This window comes from Pseudomonas sp. NMI542_15, from assembly GCF_021283425.1.
GTDB classification, from domain to species: Bacteria; Pseudomonadota; Gammaproteobacteria; order Pseudomonadales; family Pseudomonadaceae; genus Aquipseudomonas; species Aquipseudomonas fortuita.
Genome location: NZ_JAJSRO010000028.1, coordinates 23037 through 42847, shown reverse-complemented (window position 1 = coordinate 42847; position 19811 = coordinate 23037). Strand labels below are relative to the sequence as shown.

The window sequence follows — 19811 nt, the reverse complement described above, 5'->3', positions numbered from 1 at the left end:
GCCGGTACAGGCCAGTCAGTGAACCACAGCCAACCACGGCAGATAGGTAACCTTCAGCCCATAGCGCTGCTCCAACGTGCGCAGCAGGGCTTCTGGCTCATCAAGGTCAAACACCCCGCTCACCTCCATCGCAGCCAGCTTGCTATCGGACAGCACGATGCGCCCATGCCGGTAACGCTCAAGCTCGGTCAGCACCTGCCCCAGCGGTTTGCCGTTGAAGATCAGCTTGCCGCGCTGCCAGGCCATCTGCGCACCGGCATCGGCCGTCACTGCCAGTTCAGTTTCGCCAACCTTGGCTTCACCGCGTGCCAACACCACGCGACCATCGCGACGCACGCTAAAGGTGGCGGCACCACCCTGCACCTGCTCACCTGCCGTATCGACCACAAACGGCCGCGGATCATCGGTGGTCTCGAACAGGGCCTCACCGGCATCCAGCACCACCCGGCGTTCGTGCTCACTGAACACCACACTCAACGCACTGGCGCTGTTCAAGGTTACCCGCGTGCCGTCAGCCAGGATCACGACCTGCCGCTCACCCACTGCAGTGTGGTAGTCCGCCAGCAGTATCGGCGCCTGCTGCCAACCCGCCACAGCGGCGACCAGCAATGCCACAGAGGCAGCCACACCCGCCTGCTTGAGCCAGTCGCGGCAATGGCGCAGGGCTTGGCCGATATATTTGGCCACCATGCTCTCGGAAACCCCCAGCCGCTGTGCGATCTGCGCCTGTGTCAGGCCATCGACACGGTTCAGCAACAATGCCTGGCGGGCGTTGTCGGGCAGTTTCAGCAGCGCATCGTCAAGAATTTGCAGGCGCTCCCGGGCCAGCAACAACGCCTCAGGCGCTGGCGCCGGGCAGGCCAGCTCACCGGCTCCGTCACAGTCGTCATGGCTGGCAGCGAGGCGCTGCTCGCGGCGCAAGGCATCGATTGCCAGGTTACCGGCCACGCGGAAGATGAAGCTGCGGGCGTGCAGCACCGGCACCGCTAGTTCATCGACTTTCACCAGTTTCAAATAGGTTTCCTGCGCCACGTCCGCGGCGCGCTGGCGATCGCTCATGCGCCGGGTCAGAAACAGCAACAGGTCGTCGTAGTGCTCCTGGAAAGTCGCCAGCAGGCCCGACACGGGTGACATCAGCATGGGTTTGGTAACAGCCAGCAGGAAAAGTTATCGAGCGTTAATGAGAAACAGTATCGTTCATCTTCAAGGACACTTTCAACGCCGACGCGCATTTGCCACACTGAGGGTTCGCCCACTCTGGCAAGGTCGCCCGCAATGACACCCCGCCCGTACCGCTGTATCCGCCTGTTTCTCGTCCTGCTGATGGTTTATGGGCTGGGCGCTTGCGCTCTGTTTCAACCACGCGACCCGGTCAACATCAGCGTGATCGGTATCGAGCCGCTGGCCGGGCAGGAACTGGAACTGCGCATGGCGGTGAAAATGCGGGTGCAAAACCCCAACGAGTCGCCGATCGACTACAACGGGATCGCCCTGAACCTGGAAGTGAACGGCCAGCCGCTGGCCGCCGGGGTCAGCGACCAGCAAGGGCACATTGGCCGCTACGACGAGGCGGTGATCGTGGTGCCGGTGAGCATCACGGCGTTTTCCTTCCTGCGCCAGGCCTATGGGCTGGGCACGGTGGATTCGCTGAAGGGTTTGCCCTACAAGCTGCGCGGCAAGCTGGCGGGCGGGTTGCTGGGGACCGTGCGCTTTACCGACGAGGGCAAGCTGGACCTGCCCAAAGGCGCCTACTGGTAAGCGCCCGTCGACGGGTGTTCAGCGGTTGGCGCTGGCGGCGGCCATCAACTTGTTGACTTCGCTGCGCACCATGCTGGCGTATTCGGGCGGCGACATGCCCTCCAGTTCGGCGCGTACCCACTCGGCCCATTTACCTTTGCGCCGCGGTTTCTCGGCGATCAGCCGGGCTGCATCACCCTTGGCCTTGCCCAGGTTGCTCTGCCACAGCTCGAACAGCCGCGCCTTCTCTGCCTCGATCTGCGCCCGTTCCTCGAAGCTCATGTTGGCCAGATTGAAACTCATGAAGGTACCTGCAGGTTTGAAAATGGCCGCTATCTTACACCCAGGCAACGCAACATCGGAAAGCCACCGCAACTTTCCCGACGCAGCGGCATCCATTGTTCACACTACCCATCAACGAGGACGAGTTCATGGCCCGTAAAAACGCCACGCTGCCCGACAGCGATCAGATCAAGGACCAGGTATTCAGCGAACTGCAGTCGCTGATCGAGGAATCGGAAAAACTGCTGAACGACAGTGCCGCCCTGGTGGGCGAAGAAGCAGAAACCCTGCGAGCGCAGGTCAGCCTCAAACTGAAACAGGCGCGCCAGGCCGCTGGCAACATACGGGACAAGGCGCAGCCGGTGGTGGACGCCACCCAGGACTATATCGGCGGCCATCCCTGGCAGACCGTAGCCATTTCCGCCGGCCTGGGGGTGGTGGTGGGCCTGCTGCTGGGGCGGCGCAACTGACGCCTGGGCCGCCTGGTGCGAATCAGGCGGCCAGCGCTTGCGGGATACCGCTGTGGAAGCGCAGTTCCACATCTGGGGACTGGATCAGCTCCATTTCTGCAGCGCGCACCAGTTCAACCCGGCGGGCGATGTCTGCCTCATCGCCATAGTTGTGCGCCAGTTTCAGGTAACCCTGGTAATGGCGCGCTTCGCTTTTCAGCAGGCCGTGGTAGAAGCGGCCCAGCTCTTCGTCCAGGTGCGGCACCAGCGCGGCAAAACGCTCGCAACTGCGCGCCTCGATGAACGCCCCCACCACCAGCGTGTCCACCAGCTTGACCGGCTCGTGAGCGCGCACCAGGCGGCGCAGCCCTGAGGCATAGCGCCCCGCCGACACCGGTCGTAGTGGCACGCCACGGCGCTTCATCAAGCGCAGTACTTGTTCGTGATGCACCAGTTCCTCACGTGCCAGGCGCGACATCATGTTGATCAGGTCGAGGTGAGTGTTGTACTTGGCCATCAGGCTCAAGGCCGTGCTCGCGGCCTTGAATTCGCAGTTCTTGTGGTCGATCAGCAGGGTTTCCTGGTCGGCGAGCGCCGCTTCGATCCAGGCGTCTGGCGTCGGGCAGCCAAGAAAGGCATCGATTTCGGGGATCAGGGACATAAGCGTGCAACCACACAGAACAGGCAGGGCCGGCGATTATACCGGCGGCGGCGGGCGGCGCCAGTGACTAAGCTTGTTGATGTACATCAAACGCCAGCAGGGGGCGCGCCGTCTATAGTCAGGCATTGGTCGCCACCTTTGAAGGGAGCTTACGCCCATGCAAGCCGTCCGCAGCATCCTCGTCGTCCTCGACCCCGAGCACGCCCACAGCCGGGCGCTGACCCGGGCCAAGCTGATCGCCGGCGTCACCGGCGCTCGGCTGCACCTGCTGATGTGCGACAAACGGCATGATCACAGTGCGCTACTGAGCCTGCTCAGCAGCCAGTTGCATGATGACGGCTACGACAACATCACCCATGAGGAGGCTTGGCGCGACAACCTGCACGACACCATCATCTATGTACAGCAGGCCGAAGGTTGCGACCTGGTGATCAAGGACCACCGCCCGGACAGTTCGCTGAGAAAGGCCCTGCTCACCCCCAGCGACTGGAAATTGCTGCGCCAATGCCCATGTGCCGTGCTGATGGTCAAGAGTGAACGGCCGTGGACCGGGGGCAAGATTCTGGCGGCGGTCGACGTGGGCAACCAGGACGAAGACCATCGCCGCCTGCATGCCAGCATCATCGACCATGGCTTCGAGATTGCCAAACTGGCCAAGGGCGAACTGCATGTCATCAGTGCCCATCCGTCGCCGATGCTGTCGGCCTCTGACCCGACCTACCAGCTGAGCGAGACCATCGAGCAGCGCTACCGGGATGCGTGCAAGGCGTTCCAGGCTGAGTACGGCATCAGCGAGGAATGCCTGCATGTAGCTGAAGGGCCAGCAGATGTGTTGATTCCGCACACCGAGAAACTGCTGAACGCGGTGGTGACGGTGATTGGCACGGTGTGCCGCACGGGGATTTCCGGGGCGTTGATTGGTAATACTTCGGAGGTGGTACTGGATGCGCTCGAGGGGGATGTGCTGGTGCTCAAGAGCGAGGAAGCCATCGCTCACCTGGCCGAATTAGCCCGCGGCTGATGCAATTGGCACGATGGGTGCGCCCCTTGTAGGAGCGGCCTTGCGTCGCGAAAGGCCGCACCTACAGGGACCGCGCAGACCCGCTACGGCATCGCCTCCAGCACCTTCGGGTCCAGCCCTTCCCCTGCATTGGCCTCGATCCATTGCGCCAGCTGTCGGCGCATGGCCGGCGTCCAGAAGCTTTGCATATGCTGGCGCACCCCCTGTACCGCCAGCGCCCGGTCTGGTTCGCTGTCGAAGTAATGGGCAATCTGGTTGGCCATCTTGACCAGGTTGTCGCTGCTCATCGGCGCACCTCGGCTTGCTCCGCTGTGCGGCGCTCTTGCAGCAGGCGCCGCTGTTCGTCACTGAAGTCCTGATAGCGCTTTTGCCACTGCGATGGCTGGAACACCTTCACCACTTCCACTGCCGTTACCTTGTACTCGGGACAGTTGGTGGCCCAGTCGGAGTTGTCGGTGGTAATCACGTTGGCCCCCGACTCGGGGAAGTGGAACGTGGTGTACACCACCCCCGGCGCTACCCGCGCACTGACCTTGGCGCGCAGCACAGTCTGCCCCGCGCGGCTGCCAATGCCGACCCAGTCACCGTCCTGGATACCGCGGCTTTCTGCATCGGTGGGGTGAATCTCCAGGCGGTCGGCATCATGCCAGGCGACGTTGGCAGTACGCCGGGTCTGCGCGCCGACGTTGTACTGGCTGAGGATGCGCCCGGTAGTCAGCAACAACGGGTAGCGGTTGTTGACCTTTTCGTCGGTAGGCACATAACCGGTGAGCATGAAGCGGCCCTTGCCACGCACGAACTGGTCGATGTGCATGGTTGGCGTGCCGTCTGGCGCGGTGTCGTTGCATGGCCACTGCAGGCTGCCATGGCGGTCGATGTCGGCATAGCTGACACGGCGGAAGGTCGGCGTCAGGCGGGCGATCTCGTCCATGATCTCGGACGGGTGACGGTAGTTCATCGGGTAGCCCAGAGCGTTGGCCAAGGCGATGGTCGCTTCCCAGTCGGCCTTGCCGGCCAGCGGCTCCATGACCTTGCGCACCCGCGAAATGCGCCGCTCGGCATTGGTGAAGGTGCCATCCTTTTCCAGGAACGAGCTGCCCGGCAGGAACACATGGGCGAACTTGGCAGTTTCGTTGAGGAAGATGTCCTGCACCACCACGCACTCCATGGCGAGCAAGGCCGCGGTGACATGCTGGGTGTTAGGGTCGCTCTGGGCGATGTCCTCGCCCTGGCAGTACAAGGCCTTGAAGCTGCCGTCCAGCGCTGCCTCGAACATGTTGGGGATGCGCAGGCCCGGGTCGGGCTGCAGGGTCACACCCCAGGCGCGTTCGAACTCGGCGCGCACGTGCTCGTTGGAGATATGCCGGTAGCCAGGCAGCTCGTGCGGGAACGAGCCCATGTCGCACGAACCCTGCACGTTGTTCTGCCCACGCAGCGGGTTCACCCCTACCCCTTCACGGCCGATATTGCCGGTGGCCATGGCCAGGTTGGCGATGCCCATCACCGCAGTGCTGCCCTGGCTGTGCTCGGTCACGCCCAGGCCGTAGTAGATGGCCGCGTTGCCACCGGTGGCATACAGCCGCGCAGCCGCGCGGATCTGCTCGGCCGGCACGCCACAGACCGGGCCGAGTACTTCAGGGGCGTTTTCTGCCAGGCTGACGAAGTCGCGCCAGCGGGCAAAGTCTTCGGTTTCGCAGCGGGCATCGATAAAGCGCTGGGCCAGCAGGCCCTCGCTGACGATCACGTGGGCCAGGGCGTTGAGCATGGCCACGTTGGTGCCCGGGCGCAGTTGCAGGTGCAACTCGGCGCGGGCGTGCGGCGAGTCGACCAGGTCGATGCGCCGTGGGTCGATCACGATCAGCCGCGCGCCCTGGCGCAGGCGGCGCTTGAGCTGCGAGCCGAACACCGGGTGGGCGTCGGTGGGGTTGGCGCCGATCACCAGCACCACGTCAGCCTGCATCACCGAATCAAAGCTTTGCGTGCCGGCCGACTCACCCAGGGTCTGCTTGAGCCCATAGCCGGTGGGCGAGTGGCACACCCGCGCGCAGGTATCGACGTTGTTGTTGCCAAACGCCGTGCGCACCAGTTTTTGCACCAGATAGGCTTCTTCGTTGGTGCAGCGGCTGGAGGTAATGCCACCGATGGAATCGCGCCCGTACTTGAGCTGGATGCGGCGGAACTCGCTGGCAGCGTAGGTCACCGCCTCGTCCCAGCTCACTTCCTGCCACGGGTCTTCCAGGCGCTTGCGGATCATCGGTTTGGTTATGCGGTCCGGGTGGGTGGCGTAGCCCCAGGCGAAGCGCCCCTTCACGCAGGCGTGGCCGTGGTTGGCCCCGCCGTTCTTGTCCGGGACCATGCGCACCAGCTGATCGCCTTTCATTTCGGCGCGGAACGAGCACCCGACGCCGCAATAGGCGCAGGTGGTGATCACCGAACGTTCGGGCTGGCCAAGCTGCACCAGGCTCTTTTCTGTCAGCGTCGCGGTCGGGCAGGCCTGTACGCAGGCGCCGCACGACACGCACTCGGAGGCAAGGAAGTTGTCGCCGCCCGCCGCCGCGACCCGCGACTCGAAACCGCGGCCGGTGATGGTCAGGGCGAATGTGCCCTGGATGTCTTCGCAGGCGCGCACGCAGCGGCTGCAAACGATGCACTTGCTGGGCTCGTAGTCAAAATACGGGTTGGAAACGTCCTTCTTTTCGGCCAAATGGTTGGCGCCGTCGTAACCGTAGCGCACCTCGCGCAGGCCCACCTGGCCGGCCACGGTCTGTAGCTCGCAGTTGCCGTTGGCCGAGCAGGTCAGGCAGTCCAGTGGGTGGTCGGAAATGTACAACTCCATCACGTTGCGGCGCAGGCCGGCCAGGCGTGGCGTTTCGGTACGCACCACCATGCCTTCGCTGACCGGCGTGGTACAGGACGCCGGGTAGCCGCGCATGCCTTCGATTTCCACCATGCACATGCGGCATGAGCCGAAGGCTTCGAGGCTGTCGGTGGCACACAGTTTGGGGATGCTGGTGCCCAGCATGGCCGCGGCGCGCATCACCGAGGTGCCGGCTGGCACGCTGACAGCACGCCCGTCGATGCTCAGGCTGATCTGCACGTCGCTGTCACGGGCCGGGGTGCCGAGGTCGCTGCTTTTATCAGAAGCGGGGTCGAAGAAGTTGATCATTGCGCGGCCTCCGTGGTGGTCAGCCCAAAATCAGCGGGGAAGTACTTGAGGGCACTGGCCACCGGGTAGGCAGTCATGCCGCCCATGGCGCATAGCGAGCCGTACTGCATGGTGTCGCAGAGATCGCGCAGCAACAGGGCCTGGTCGTGGCGTTCGGTGAAATCAGTCGATGTGATCAACCGGTCGACCACTTCCATGCCCCGGGTGGAGCCGATGCGGCACGGGGTGCATTTGCCGCAGGATTCTTCGGCGCAGAACTGCAGGGCGAAGCGCGCCATGCTGGCCATGTTCAGGGTGTCGTCGGCCACCACCACACCGCCGTGGCCGAGCATTGCGCCCATGGCGGCGAAGGCTTCATAGTCCAGCGGGGTGTCGAAGTGGCTGGGGGGTACCCAGGCGCCAAGCGGGCCGCCCACCTGCGCAGCCTTCAGCGGCCGGCCACTGGCCGTACCGCCGCCGTAACCCTCCACCAGCTCGCGCAGGGTCAGGCCGAACGCACGCTCCACCAGGCCGCCCTGGCGGATATTGCCGGCCAGCTGGAACGGCATGGTGCCCAGCGAGCGGCCCATGCCGAAATCGCGATAGAACGCTGCCCCCTTGGCGAGAATGATGGGCACTGAAGCCAGGGTGAGCACGTTGTGCACCAGCGTGGGCAGGCCGAACAGGCCTTGCAGCGCAGGCAGTGGTGGCTTGGCACGGACGATGCCGCGCTTGCCTTCGATGGACTCGAGCAGCGCGGTTTCTTCGCCGCAGATATAGGCGCCGGCCCCCACCCGCACTTCCAGGTCGAAAGCCTGGCCGCTGCCGGCAACGTCAGTGCCGAGGTAGCCGGCTTCACGCGCGATGGCAAAGGCCTGGTTCAGCACGCGAATGGCATCCGGGTATTCCGAGCGCACATAGATGTAGCCCTTGTCGGCCCCCACGGCCAGGCCGGCAATGATCATGCCCTCGATCAGCAGGAAGGGGTCGCCTTCCATCAGCATACGGTCGGCGAAGGTGCCAGAGTCGCCCTCGTCGGCGTTGCATACCACATACTTCTGCCCAGCCCCGGCGTCGCGCACGGTGCGCCACTTGATGCCGGCAGGAAACGCCGCACCGCCACGGCCACGCAAGCCGGAGTCAAGCACGGCGGCGACCACCTCGGCAGCGTTCAGGGCCACGGCCGCTTCAAGGCCGGCGAAACCGCCATGGGCGCGATAGTCATCCAGCGACAATGGGCGGGTGATGCCGGCGCGGGCGAACAGCAGGCGTTGCTGGGTCTTCAGGTAAGGCATTTGTTCGACCAGCCCCAACGCCAGCGAGTGGCCACCGGGCTCACCGGCCAGGGCATCGAGCAACGCCGGCACGTCTTGTGGGGTCACCGGGCCGAAGCCCTGGCGCCCTTGCCCGCTGTCGCATTCGATCAGCGGCTCCAGCCAGTACAGCCCGCGTGAGCTGGTGCGCTGGATGTCCAGCGGCAGCTGGCGGCGCTCGGCCTCGCGCTGCAAGGCATCGGCAACCTGGTCGGCCCCCACGGCACGGGCCACCGAGTCGCAGGGAATGTAGAGCTTCAGCATGCTGCGTCCTCCCGGCAAGCGTTTACCAATGCACGCAGGCGCTCAGGGGTAAGCCGCGCATGCACCTGGCCGTCCAGCTCCAGCGCCGGCGAGCAGGCGCAGGCACCCAGGCAGTACACCGGGCGCAGGCTGATGGTACCGTCGGCGCTGGTGCCATGGTCATCCAGTGCCAGCTGATCACGCAGTTGCGCGGCCAGGGCCTCGGCGCCACGGCTTTGGCACGATTCGGCGCGGCACAGGCGCAGGGTGTGGCGCGCCGGCGGCGCAGTACGGAAGTCGTGGTAAAAGCTGATCACTCCACGCACCTCGGCCAGGCTGAGGTTCAGGGCATGGGCAATTTCAGGGACAGCGGCATCGGGGATGAAACCGATGTCGTGCTGGATGGCATGCAGGATCGGCAACAGGGCACCGGGGGTTGCCTTGTCACGGGCCAGAATACGGTGGATCACGGGCAGGTGGAGCAGTTCATCAGGCATACAGCGGACCTCGGCATCACGGACCCCGCCTGAATTATTGTGAGGGCAGGTATCCAGCGTGTTCTGCTGCGGCGCGTCGGCCGCGTCACGGTTGCGCGACGCCGACGGCCTCCTTGCCCACGGCCGCGTATCTGCGCACGCTGGTCCGAAGGCATCCTGCAAGCATGGCACTTGTGGCGCCAGGGGGTTGCGTGCGAGCGACCAGGCGCATCCTGAAACCGACGCCAAGCGTTACGGCCCCTGCACGGTATGCGGGGTTTCACAGCAGTACAGGTGCGTCGATGACTACCCCAGGCTAATGCCCGGCGCGAGCAGCCTTGCCTTGGCGCCCCCGGCCGCAAAGGCGCGCAAAGCGCCCCCGGCAATCCGGCACAGGCCTCAGGCCACTGCCTTGTCTACGCTGCGACCGGCTTCCAGCTCACGCACCAGCGGCAACACGTGCTCACCAAAGTACGCCACTTCCTCCTGAAAATGCAGAAAGCCGGACAGGATCAAATCCACCCCCACTGCCTTCAGCGCAACGATGCGCTCGGCAATTTGCTGCGGCGTGCCGATCAGGTTGGTCTTGAAGCCATCGTTGTACTGCACCAGGTCCTCGAAGCTGGACTTGGCCCAGTTGCCCTCGCCTTCCGGGCTGGCTGCCCCGGCGTGCTTCACCTCGTTGCCGAACGCCCGCACTGCCTCGGGGTTGGCCTTGTCGATGATCTCCTGCAACACCGCACGCGCCTGTTCCTCGGTGTCGCGGGCAATGATGAAGGCATTCACCCCAACCTTGACCGAGTGGCCGTTGGCTGCGGCCTTGGCGCGGATATCATCGACCTGGGCCTTGATCCCTTCCACGCTGTTGCCGTTGGTGAAGTACCAGTCCGACACCCGCGCGGCCATGTCCCGCGCCGCACGCGAACTGCCGCCCTGGAAGATCTCGGGGTGCGGTTGCTGCAGTGGCTTGGGTTTGAGGTTGTAGTCACGGAAGCGATAGAAGTCGCCGTTGAAGGTGAAGTTGTCCTGCGTCCAGATGCCCTTGAGCGCGCGGATGAACTCCTCGGATCGGCGATAGCGCTCGTCGTGGTCCAGCCACGGCTCACCGATGGCGTGGAACTCGCCCTTGAACCAGCCCGACACCACGTTGATGGCGATGCGGCCATGGGTGAACTGGTCGATACTGGCCAACTGCTTGGCCGCCAGCGCCGGGTTCCACGGCCCTGGCAGGATGGCGGCGATGACCTTGAGCTTTTCCGTGGCCGCCAGCAGCGCATGGCTGATGGTGACCGACTCATGCTGGTTGTCGGCGCCGTAGCCGGCGGTGAAGCGGATTTGCGACAGGGCGTAGTCGAAGCCCGCTTTTTCAGCGATTTGCGCAAGCTTGCGGTTGTAGTCGATGTCCCAGCTGGTGCGCTGCTCGATGGTGCTGACCACCAGGCCACCGCTGACGTTGGGGACCCAGTAGGCGAACTTGAGTGGGGCGTGGCTCATGGGGAAGCTCCTTGAGAATCTTTGGGGTTCAAGGAGGCAGGAGCAGCAAGCGTGCCAACGGCTGGATTGCTTTACTTTCAACGGGTTAATGGAACTAGTCGGCGATGTTGACTGCATGTGGTCAAACACGCTGTCGGATCACTGTTGCCTGCGCAACATCGCCGCTTGCTGCTGGCTCACCGGTTCTTGCGCATGCCCATGTGAGCGTCATCCATCAAGGCTTTGGCCATGCCGCACAGAAAGTGCGAGGCCCAGACCAGCACCGGCTCGTTGTCCATTACCCCGATAACGATGCCCGCCGAGAGCAGTCCATCAACACAGAGGCCTGCTCGACAGCATGGTCACAGCAGTTGCCGGGCTCGACACGGAACAGCTTCTTGCCGTCGATGATACCGTCCAGGCAAGTGGCCGAGCCTACGGTCAGCCCCAGGGTGCCGGTGTCGTCATCCAATTCTTTATCCATCTTGAACCTCTTCTGAATCTGCCAGCCAGTGGTACTGCCCTCCACTCTCCTGTGGGAGCGGGTTCACCCGCGAACACGGGCGCAGCCGGTGCCATCCACCGCTGGCAAAACTTGATTTCAGCCCATCAATGCAAGGTATGCATTTGCGGCTTGCCTTTGAACTGCACCTGCGCAATCGCCGACTCCAGTAACGAGCGCACGGCCTCCACTTCATGCATCACCGCCAAGGTCATGACGGTGGCGGGAGACTTGGGCAGCGTGGAAATGGCGTGATGGCCTACGGACAAGGCGCAGAGGACGTATTCGGTGGCCTGGATCAGGGTGTCTTCCAGGTGGTGCGAAGGGTCAGCGGAGAAAGGTGGATCGGGAACAATTTTGAGCATGGCGAATCTCTCTAGTTGCACTACCAAGATCGCCACCTGCTCACTTGCAGATGATTGGGTGGCGGCTACGTAAGGGCCTGCAAGACCGAGGCAACTAGAAAGCCCGGTTGGTCCGAAGACCACCCGTACGCAGCCACCATAAAACGCAGCTGAGCGCAAAGCGCCGTTAGCTGATGGTGAGCTCTTCTAGTTGACTCGCAGGCTTGCAGACCCGGTCGTTGAATTTGCAACGACAGGTCGAGACTAGGGAGATCAGGTTTCCATCGCAATGGTGAAACGGCTTGAAAAGGATGATTCAGAAACGGACTACATGGAAGGGGAAAAATCTGGCTCTATCGTGTAGGAACGACAAAGAATGTGGCGGGCCAACGAAGAGCCCTGTGCGTGGTTGCCCCACGCACAAGCGACAATGTTCAGTGCTGACTATACCGCCAACCGCGCCAGCCGCTGCAGCGCCACAATCACTTCCTCGTCCCGCTCTTCGAGCACATCCGCCTGGATCAGGGCGATCACGGCCTTCAGCAACTCGGTCTGGTTCATCTCGGTTTGTTGTTGCAGCGCAAGCAGGTCCTCTGCCATGTGCGGATTAACCTTCATCGACAACCGCCGGGTAGCGTTGGACCTTGCAAGCCCGCGCTGCTCCCGCTGTGCATCCAGCGCCTGGATGAACGCCAGATGCGCAGCCTGCAATCGCCCCCCCTGCTGAACCTGCGCCAACCGCTGAACATAGTGGGCCAGAAACAACTTGCGTAAATGGGCCCCGGCGTCGCTGCTGACTGCATGCATGGCCGCATCCAGCACGTCCACGTACACGGCCGGCAAGCGCGCCTCGATCGACTTGAGCTGCTGCTTGCGCGCCTCGTGAATGGCTGGTGTGGATTGCGGTGGAAGTGCGACCACGCCATCGCAACGGGTACACACGCCCACCAATATGTCCCTGGCCACACCCTTGCCATCGCTGAACGGTACATCCCGGCGGGCATAACGAGTGGGCACCACTGCCTGGCAGTGCTCGCACAGTGCTTTTCCGCTATCCCCTTCAAACAGAATCTTCATGATCTGGGTACTCACTGGTGAACGCTTATGAACCAGGTATCCGGTTCGATAAAAAAGAACTTGATGTACCAGCCATCCCGTTTGAGTACATGCACCTCTACGGCAGCGACAGCGTGGTGAGGGCTGCTTGCGTGGTGAATGCCCCGGCAGGAGCGCACGACTTCGACAACCTCTCGGGCTGACACCTCCCCTGTAGCCAACAGGTTCTTTATATCGATATCCCCGCGCGAAACGTGTTGGTACTCCCCTGATTCAAGCGCCGCTATCACTGCGCGCTGGGCCTCCCTGAAACCGGTTTTCATAGCTCATCCCTGCCATTACGAAAATCATCGTACAAAATCCGGATCAAATCTAGCGCTTGCGAAGCCAAAGCGACCAGCGGTTCCCCCCCGATTCGAGCGATGACCCGGAACACGCATGAACTATGGCCCTGCCAGCCGCAAGACGGCGCAGGGCAATGTAACCAACGCTTTCAAGACTGCTCGCGGCAGCCGCTTGAAACCTCCGTGAGCACCGGCTAGCTGCTGCCATCCACCTAGGCCGTGTTTCGCGAGAGGTGAAGAAGCATGAAACATTATTTATCAATATATCTTCTCATTTGACGTAGATTCTCATTCGCACGAAATCTGTAACCCTTTTACCAGCCCCCGCCTCAGGAATTCCCCGTGAAACGTCATCTCCCTGCCCGCCTCTTGCTGGTCGGCGCATGCAGCGCCATGCCTGTCGTTCATGCCGCCGACAACCTCACCCTGCCCGCGACCCAGATCGACAGCACGAGCGAAGTGATGGATGCCGTGAGCCAGGGCTACGAAGGCAGGGCCTCATCCAGCACCACCAAACTGGGCCTGACCGACAAGCAGACCCCGCAGGGCGTGACAACCATCACCCGCCAGGCGCTGGACGATTTCAAGATCACCGGTATCAAGGACGCACTGCGCGCAGCACCGTCGGTAACCGTCGAGCAAACTGAAACCGACCGTACCGAATTCACTTCGCGCGGTTTCGACATCGACACCTTCGAGTACGACGGCATGGGCATGCCCTTCGTAAGCAGCACGCTGGTAGGGGACCAGGACCTGGCCGAGTACGAGCAGATCGACGTGTTGCACGGCGCCAATGGCTTGATGAGTGGTGCCGGCAACCCGTCGGCCACGGTCAACTTCGTGCGTAAACGCCCGACAGATACCTTCCAGGCGCAGGTCGACACCAGCGTCGGCTCGTGGGACAGCCGCCGTATCGACGTCGATGTTGCCGGCCCGCTGACCGACAGCGGCAATGTGCGCGGGCGTTTCATCTACTCCCACGACAAGGGCAACTCATGGATGGACCGCTACAGCCACGAGCGCAACGTTGCTGCCGGCCTGCTGGCGTTCGATGTGTCCGACGCCGACACCGTGACCGTGGGCTTCTCCCAGCACAACAGTGACTCCAACGGCAGCACCTGGGGCAACCTGCCACTGGTGGACAATGACGGCAATGCCATCCACTACAGCGGGCGCAGCAACAGCATCGGCCAGCCGTGGACCTACTGGAACCTGCACACCCAGCGGGCCTTCGTCGAGCTGAAGCATGATTTCGGCAATGACTGGAACGCCACGCTCACGGCCACCGGGCAGCAGGAAAAGCAGAACACCAACATGCTTTATGTAGGTGGCGTCTCTGGTGATGTAGCCGACGCGTATGCCAACCACACCCGCAGCGAGGCTCACCAGCTGCTGGGCGAGGCCAAGGTGCAAGGCCCGTTCAGCCTGTTCGGTCGCGAGCACCAGTTGACCTTCGGGGCCGCGTACGGGCGCACGCACCAAAAAGGCCAGGAGTACGATGAAGACCTGGAGCATGGCAGTTTCTTCAACACTTCGTTCTCGGGCATCCTCGCGGGCAATACGCCTATGCCCTCGTTTGGCGTCACCAGTGACGACCTGGCGCAGAACTTCCAGGACACGCAAAAAAGCGTATTCGCCGGTGCGCGCTTCAGCCTGGCCGATAACCTGCACTGGATAGCCGGTGCACGCATGCTCAGCGCCGACGGCAAGGGTGAGAGCTACGGTTCAGAACACTCCACGCGCGCCCATGGCAAGGTCACGCCCTACACCGGCCTGGTCTACGACCTGAACGAGGCATGGAGCATTTACGGCAGCTGGACCAAAATCTACAACCCGCAGCACAACGTGGTCGGTACCGACGGCAAGCTGCTCGACCCACTGGAAGGCAAGAGCATGGAAGTGGGGGTAAAAGGCAGGGTGATGGACGAGCGCCTGCACCTGACCGCTGCGCTGTTCAAGACCGAGCAGCGCAACGTGGCCGTGGATGCCGGGTTCGACGGGGTTCAAGAGGTTTACACACCGGGCGACTTCAAGAGCCACGGCGTAGAGTTGCAGGCATCCGGCGAAGTGGCGCCAGGCCTCGACCTGCTCGCCGGCTACACCTATGTACGTATTGACGATGACAACGGCGAGCGTGCGCGCAAATATGTGCCGGCCCACAGCTTGCGCGGCATGGTCACTTACCGCTTGCCGACCCTGCCACAGATGAAGGTTGGCGCCCGTGTTAGCTGGCAGACCGGCGTCGAGAACGACACCAACAGCGCCATCCACCAGAACGCCTACGGCCTGGTTGACCTGATGACCAGCTACGACATTGACAGCAACTGGAGCACGTCGCTGAACCTGAACAATGTCACCGACCGCAAATACCTGCTGTCGCTGTACAACAACGCGACAACCGCCAGCTACGGTGCACCGCGCAACCTGACGGCTTCGGTGACCTGGAAGTACTGACCCCGCCCGTCCTGTGTAGCGGCGCACTGAACGGCATCCAGTGATGGCTTTGGCGCCATTCAGGTAAGCTCAGCCCTTGCAATGCGACTATCAAGGACGGTATCCATGCATTCACTGACTGACGAGCAGTTACTGGCGATCATCCGCGAGAACCCGGTAAACCGGGCACTCCTGGCGGTGCTGGCAACGCTGGATATCCCCCACTGCATGCTGGTGGCAGGCGCCCTGTTCCAGACCTTCTGGAACCACCGCGCAGGGCTGCCTGCCGGCTGGGGCATCAAGGACTATGACATCGCCTACTTTGACGCCGATGTGTCCTGGGAGGCAGAGGACCGGGTAATCACCAGGGTGCAGCAGGCCTGCGCGCACTTGGGCGTCAACGTGGAAGTGCGCAACCAGGCCCGCGTCCACCTCTGGTACCAGGGGAAATTCGGCGGTGCTTATTCGCCATTGCTCAAGGTCACGGATGGCATCGACCGCTACCTGATCCGCTCGACCTGCCTTGGGGTTGATGTGTGCACGGGCACGTTGTACAGCACCCATGGCCTGGATGACCTGCAGCACGATCTGCTGAATATGAACGAGCTGAACCCACGGCCAGGCTTGTTCAGGGAAAAAGCCGCCAGCTACCGGGAGCGTTGGCCATGGCTTGTCTTGGTCGAGTGATCAGAATGCTCAAGCTAGTGTCCGGTTTTCGACGCGCTGAACCAGTCACTGCGTGTCAGCTCCCATACCTCGACCTGCATTGGCCCAGAAACAAAATATCCATCGCGGGTACTCACCCTGCGCATTCCCTCATGCTCTGAAACCTTGCGCGAGGCGTGGTTGGCAACGGCTTTGGGAACCTGCATGAGCGGGCGTGACAACGCCTCGAACCAATAGGCGTTGATGACCCTGCAGGCTTCGCGCATGTAGCCCATGCCCCACCACTGCGGCGCAAGCCAGAAGCCTCTGTTGTTTCCAGGCTGCTCATACAAACTGATGCTGCCAATGGTGCAGTCAGCCTCGTTGCGCAGGCGGATCATCCAGTGCCATTCACGGCCCGCAGCCATGGCAGGCAGGGCGATATCCCGTACATAGACCAGCGCACCGTCTTCCGGATATGGCCATGGGACGCGACGATCGAGGTAGCGGACAACTTCCCATTGCGGGAACAGTTTCTGGATTGCAGGTGCATCCTCCAGTCGCAGGGGCGTAAGTACAAGGCGATCGGTATGCAGCGTCGGCAGGCAAGCCATGGCATTCGTTCCTGGGCATCCTTGTGGAAGCTTCAGATGGTCTGCGATGGGTCGTTTCTTGTCGAGCGGGACTACAGCTTACCTATGTGACCTGCACCCAAACGCCTCTCAGCTGAACACCCAGAGCACGCGGGTGGGCTTGTCGGTGAGGTTGGCATAGCGAAAACTGGCGTGGGGTTGCAGCTGAAAACTGTCACTGGCCCGCAGCGTGACCGGCTCGCCACCACCCAGCCACACCGTCAGCTCGCCTTCGAGCACGAAGCAGCCCTGCTCCGAGCTGTCGTCCAGGTATTCCTCGCCACTGCTGGCGCCCGGTTCCAGGTGGCTATCGAGCATGGAGAAGGCACCGGTTATCGTGGGGGATGCCAGCACATCGGTGATGCCACCGGCCAGGTGCAGCGTGCGCCGCTCGTGAGGGCGGGTGACCCAGTCGAGCTCGCGGGGCTTGTCCAGCTTGTAAAAGTAGGCGGTCGAGACGCCGAGCTCTTCACTGATGGCTGTGAGGTCGGCCACGGTCGGGCGCGACACGCCCCGTTCGACCTGGGACAGAAAGCCCACCGAACGGCCTATACGCTGAGCCAGCTCGCCCAGCGTCAGGCCTTTGAACTTGCGCAGGTCGCGAATCAGTACTGCCAGGCCTTCGATTTCTTCGTGCACTTTCATAGTTGAATCGCGACTTTCAGACGGGAAAATAATGCCTTGAAAAGTACAGGATTCATCTCACAAAGCAAATTGCTTTGGGGGCCTGACGTGGGTTTTGCGGTTGGGGCGTAGATCGAGCGCCGCGTGGGCGGCGCTCGATATCACAGGCGCTGAAAATCTACAGGCAAAACCTCTGCCCTTACCGCACAGCCTCGTAGGTCAGGTCCAGGCACTTGCGGGCTTTTTCCACCAGCTCGTCGATCTCCTCGATGCTGATCACCAGCGGCGGCGCGATGATCATGGTGTCGCCCACGGCGCGCATGATCAGGCCGTTGTCGAAACAGTGCTGGCGGCAGATCATGCCGACACCTTTGCCTTCGTAACGGGCGCGGGTGGCCTTGTCTTTCACCAGCTCGATTGCGCCGAGCATGCCCAGGCCGCGCACTTCGCCCACCAACGGGTGGTCGGCCAGTTCGCGCAGGCGTTGTTGCAGGTACGGCGCGGTTTTATCGTGCACCTGCTGGATGATCTGCTCGTCACGCAGGATGCGCAGGTTCTCCAGGCCTACCGCAGCTGCCACCGGGTGGCCGGAATAGGTAAAGCCATGGTTGAAGTCACCGCCTTCGCTGATGACCTTGGCCACTTCGTCACGCACGATTACCCCGCCCATGGGGATGTAACCAGAGGTCAGTCCCTTGGCAATGGTCATCAGGTCGGGCTTGAGGTCGTAGTAGTCGGTACCGAACCATTCACCGGTGCGGCCGAAGCCGCAAATCACTTCATCGGCAACGAACAGGATGTCGTACCTGGCGAGAATTTCCTTCACCTTCGGCCAGTAGGTTTGCGGCGGAATAATCACGCCACCGGCGCCCTGGATCGGTTCGGCGATGAAGGCGGCAACGTTGTCTACGCCAACTTCAAGAATCTTCTTTTCCAACTGCTCGGCCGCCCACACGCCGAAGTCGGCCTCGGTCATGTCGCCGCCTTCGCCGAACCAGTACGGCTGCGGGATGTGCACGATATCCGGGATCACCCCGCCCTGCTGGTGCATGCCGCTCATGCCACCCAAGGCTGCGCCCGCCACGGTAGAACCGTGGTAGCCGTTGATGCGGCCAATGATGACCTGCTTGCTCTTCTTGCCCTTCAGCGCCCAGTAATGGCGCACCATGCGCAGCACGGTGTCGTTGCCTTCAGAGCCGGAGCCGGTGAAGAACACATGGTTCATGCCCTGCGGCGCCACATCGGCGATTGCCTTGGCCAGCTCCAGCGCAGGGGGGTGCGCGGTCTGGAAGAACAGGTTGTAGTAAGGCAGCTGCTTCATCTGCTGGCTGGCAACTTCGGCCAGCTCATCGCGACCGTAGCCGACCGCCACGCACCACAGGCCGGCCATGCCATCGAGAATCTTGTTGCCCTCGCTGTCCCAAAGGTACACGCCCTTGGCCGAGGTGATGATGCGCGGGCCTTTCTCAGCCAGTTGTTTGACATCGCTGAACGGGGCCAGGTGATGGTCGCGGCTCATCGATTGCCAGGCAAGGGTCTGCGAATTCTTTTCACTCATTGACTTCTACTCCATCAAGTTGCGCGGCCAGGCTGCGCGGGTACTTTTATAGTTGGGAACGGTCGGTGTTCAGGCCGACAGCAACAGCCTTTGGCGCAGTACCGAGCGCTGTCGGCAGGCCTTGCCAAAGGCCTGGAAGATGGTCAGGTAATGCGGGTTGTCCATGACCTGGAACTCGGGGTGCCATTGCACGGCCAGGGCAAACCCCTTGCCGTTCTCGACCGAAATCGCTTCCACCAGGCCATCGGGTGCCAGCGCTTCCACCCGTAGCTCCGGGGCCAGTACATCGATGCCCTGGCCATGGATGGAATTGACGTCGAAGATCGCCGGCAAGCCCATGCGATCGAGCATGCCGCCGGGCTTTACATGCAGGGTGTGGCGCGGCCCATATTGCTTGTCCAGGGGCTCGTCCTTGCCTTCGCGGTGGTCCATGAACACGCCGGTCTCGTGGACTTTCTGGTGCAGCGTGCCGCCCAGTGCCACGTTCATTTCCTGGAAGCCCCGGCAAATGCCGAGCACCGGCACGCCGGCGGCGATGGCCGCACGCATCAGCGGCAACGTGGTGGCATCACGCAGCGGGTCGTGCAGCGTGCCCTCTGCACTGGCCGCGCCGTTGTAGTGGAACGGCTCGATGTTGGACGGTGAACCGGTGAAAATCAGCCCGTCCACCACGTCGAGAATATCGGCGCTGTCCATCAGCTCACCTAGGCTGGGAATCACGATGGGCAACCCACACGCTGCCTTGGCCGCCGCACGCGCGTATTTCTCGCTGATGGTCTGGGTTGCATGTAGCTCGATCATGCTGGTGCATGCGGTAATGCCGATAACGGGCACACGGGGCATATCTTCCTCCGGCAAATCCATATTGCGTGT

The 19811-nt window shown here is 62.5% G+C and carries 22 protein-coding genes; 5 read left to right on the top strand and 17 right to left on the bottom strand.

Annotated elements, in window-relative coordinates:
- Positions 1–15 precede the first annotated feature (15 nt).
- Entirely contained in the window at positions 16–1140 is a 1125-nt protein-coding gene (locus LU684_RS27085; RefSeq protein WP_060518334.1) for a sigma-70 family RNA polymerase sigma factor, read from the bottom strand.
- A 135-nt stretch (positions 1141–1275) separates the two neighbouring features.
- Here LU684_RS27085 and LU684_RS27080 point away from each other — a divergent pair, with 135 nt between their 5' ends.
- Positions 1276–1758, top strand: coding sequence for an LEA type 2 family protein (locus LU684_RS27080; RefSeq protein WP_016485795.1), 483 nt, complete (start codon positions 1276–1278; stop codon positions 1756–1758).
- Between the two features lie 18 nt (positions 1759–1776).
- Here the strand turns inward: LU684_RS27080 and LU684_RS27075 are convergent, their stop codons facing one another.
- Positions 1777–2040: a hypothetical protein gene (locus tag LU684_RS27075; protein ID WP_023047141.1), complete on the bottom strand. Its 264-nt coding sequence runs from the start codon at positions 2038–2040 to the stop codon at positions 1777–1779.
- A 128-nt stretch (positions 2041–2168) separates the two neighbouring features.
- Here LU684_RS27075 and LU684_RS27070 point away from each other — a divergent pair, with 128 nt between their 5' ends.
- Complete coding sequence (locus LU684_RS27070) at positions 2169–2489, top strand: DUF883 family protein (RefSeq protein WP_016485793.1); 321 nt, start codon at positions 2169–2171, stop codon at positions 2487–2489.
- 22 nt (positions 2490–2511) lie between these two features.
- Here LU684_RS27070 and LU684_RS27065 read toward each other — a convergent pair whose 3' ends face one another.
- A complete protein-coding gene (locus LU684_RS27065) occupies positions 2512–3129 on the bottom strand; it encodes a tRNA-(ms[2]io[6]A)-hydroxylase (RefSeq protein ID WP_016485792.1) in 618 nt (205 codons plus the stop codon).
- 157 nt (positions 3130–3286) lie between these two features.
- On the opposite strand from LU684_RS27065, the gene LU684_RS27060 reads away from it, so the two are divergent.
- Positions 3287–4150, top strand: coding sequence for a universal stress protein (locus LU684_RS27060; RefSeq protein WP_016485791.1), 864 nt, complete (start codon positions 3287–3289; stop codon positions 4148–4150).
- An 83-nt stretch (positions 4151–4233) separates the two neighbouring features.
- On the opposite strand, the gene LU684_RS27055 is transcribed toward LU684_RS27060, so the two are convergent.
- The 10 genes from LU684_RS27055 to LU684_RS27015 form a co-directional block, all read right to left on the bottom strand.
- Positions 4234–4437: a formate dehydrogenase subunit delta gene (locus tag LU684_RS27055; RefSeq protein WP_016485790.1), complete on the bottom strand. Its 204-nt coding sequence runs from the start codon at positions 4435–4437 to the stop codon at positions 4234–4236.
- Positions 4434–7316 (bottom strand): formate dehydrogenase subunit alpha, encoded by a 2883-nt coding sequence (fdhF, locus tag LU684_RS27050; RefSeq protein ID WP_102689641.1) that lies wholly within the window; start codon positions 7314–7316, stop codon positions 4434–4436. The genes LU684_RS27055 and fdhF overlap by 4 nt, the downstream gene beginning before the upstream one ends.
- A complete protein-coding gene (locus LU684_RS27045; protein ID WP_232895233.1) occupies positions 7313–8872 on the bottom strand; it encodes a formate dehydrogenase beta subunit in 1560 nt (519 codons plus the stop codon). Before LU684_RS27045 ends, fdhF begins: the two co-directional genes overlap by 4 nt.
- Positions 8866–9348: a formate dehydrogenase subunit gamma gene (locus LU684_RS27040; RefSeq protein WP_016485787.1), complete on the bottom strand. Its 483-nt coding sequence runs from the start codon at positions 9346–9348 to the stop codon at positions 8866–8868. The genes LU684_RS27045 and LU684_RS27040 overlap by 7 nt, the downstream gene beginning before the upstream one ends.
- A gap of 378 nt (positions 9349–9726) precedes the next feature.
- Positions 9727–10821, bottom strand: coding sequence for a dimethylsulfone monooxygenase SfnG (gene sfnG / locus LU684_RS27035; protein ID WP_016485786.1), 1095 nt, complete (start codon positions 10819–10821; stop codon positions 9727–9729).
- A 176-nt stretch (positions 10822–10997) separates the two neighbouring features.
- Positions 10998–11099, bottom strand: coding sequence for a DUF3077 domain-containing protein (locus LU684_RS30870; RefSeq protein WP_442964211.1), 102 nt, complete (start codon positions 11097–11099; stop codon positions 10998–11000).
- Positions 11099–11284: a hypothetical protein gene (locus LU684_RS30865; RefSeq protein WP_442964210.1), complete on the bottom strand. Its 186-nt coding sequence runs from the start codon at positions 11282–11284 to the stop codon at positions 11099–11101. Before LU684_RS30865 ends, LU684_RS30870 begins: the two co-directional genes overlap by 1 nt.
- A gap of 125 nt (positions 11285–11409) precedes the next feature.
- On the bottom strand, positions 11410–11667 hold the full coding sequence (locus LU684_RS27025; RefSeq protein WP_060518340.1) for a hypothetical protein: 258 nt from the start codon (positions 11665–11667) through the stop codon (positions 11410–11412).
- A gap of 423 nt (positions 11668–12090) precedes the next feature.
- A complete protein-coding gene (locus LU684_RS27020) occupies positions 12091–12723 on the bottom strand; it encodes a hypothetical protein (protein WP_024717325.1) in 633 nt (210 codons plus the stop codon).
- Positions 12724–12734: 11 nt separating this feature from the next.
- Positions 12735–13025, bottom strand: a complete 291-nt coding sequence (locus tag LU684_RS27015) for a hypothetical protein (protein WP_016485782.1) — start codon at positions 13023–13025, stop codon at positions 12735–12737.
- A 414-nt stretch (positions 13026–13439) separates the two neighbouring features.
- Here LU684_RS27015 and LU684_RS27010 point away from each other — a divergent pair, with 414 nt between their 5' ends.
- Together LU684_RS27010 and LU684_RS27005 are read left to right on the top strand one after the other, a co-directional pair.
- Positions 13440–15500, top strand: coding sequence for a TonB-dependent siderophore receptor (locus tag LU684_RS27010; protein WP_232895242.1), 2061 nt, complete (start codon positions 13440–13442; stop codon positions 15498–15500).
- 105 nt (positions 15501–15605) lie between these two features.
- Entirely contained in the window at positions 15606–16166 is a 561-nt protein-coding gene (locus LU684_RS27005) for a nucleotidyltransferase family protein (protein ID WP_016485779.1), read from the top strand.
- Positions 16167–16180: 14 nt separating this feature from the next.
- Here LU684_RS27005 and LU684_RS27000 read toward each other — a convergent pair whose 3' ends face one another.
- From LU684_RS27000 to LU684_RS26985, 4 genes are all read right to left on the bottom strand, one after another.
- Positions 16181–16738: a GNAT family N-acetyltransferase gene (locus LU684_RS27000; RefSeq protein ID WP_016485778.1), complete on the bottom strand. Its 558-nt coding sequence runs from the start codon at positions 16736–16738 to the stop codon at positions 16181–16183.
- A 108-nt stretch (positions 16739–16846) separates the two neighbouring features.
- Entirely contained in the window at positions 16847–17401 is a 555-nt protein-coding gene (locus LU684_RS26995; RefSeq protein WP_016485777.1) for a helix-turn-helix domain-containing protein, read from the bottom strand.
- Between the two features lie 178 nt (positions 17402–17579).
- On the bottom strand, positions 17580–18938 hold the full coding sequence (locus LU684_RS26990) for an aspartate aminotransferase family protein (RefSeq protein ID WP_016485776.1): 1359 nt from the start codon (positions 18936–18938) through the stop codon (positions 17580–17582).
- Between the two features lie 69 nt (positions 18939–19007).
- Complete coding sequence (locus tag LU684_RS26985; RefSeq protein WP_232895232.1) at positions 19008–19781, bottom strand: gamma-glutamyl-gamma-aminobutyrate hydrolase family protein; 774 nt, start codon at positions 19779–19781, stop codon at positions 19008–19010.
- Positions 19782–19811: the final 30 nt, after the last annotated feature.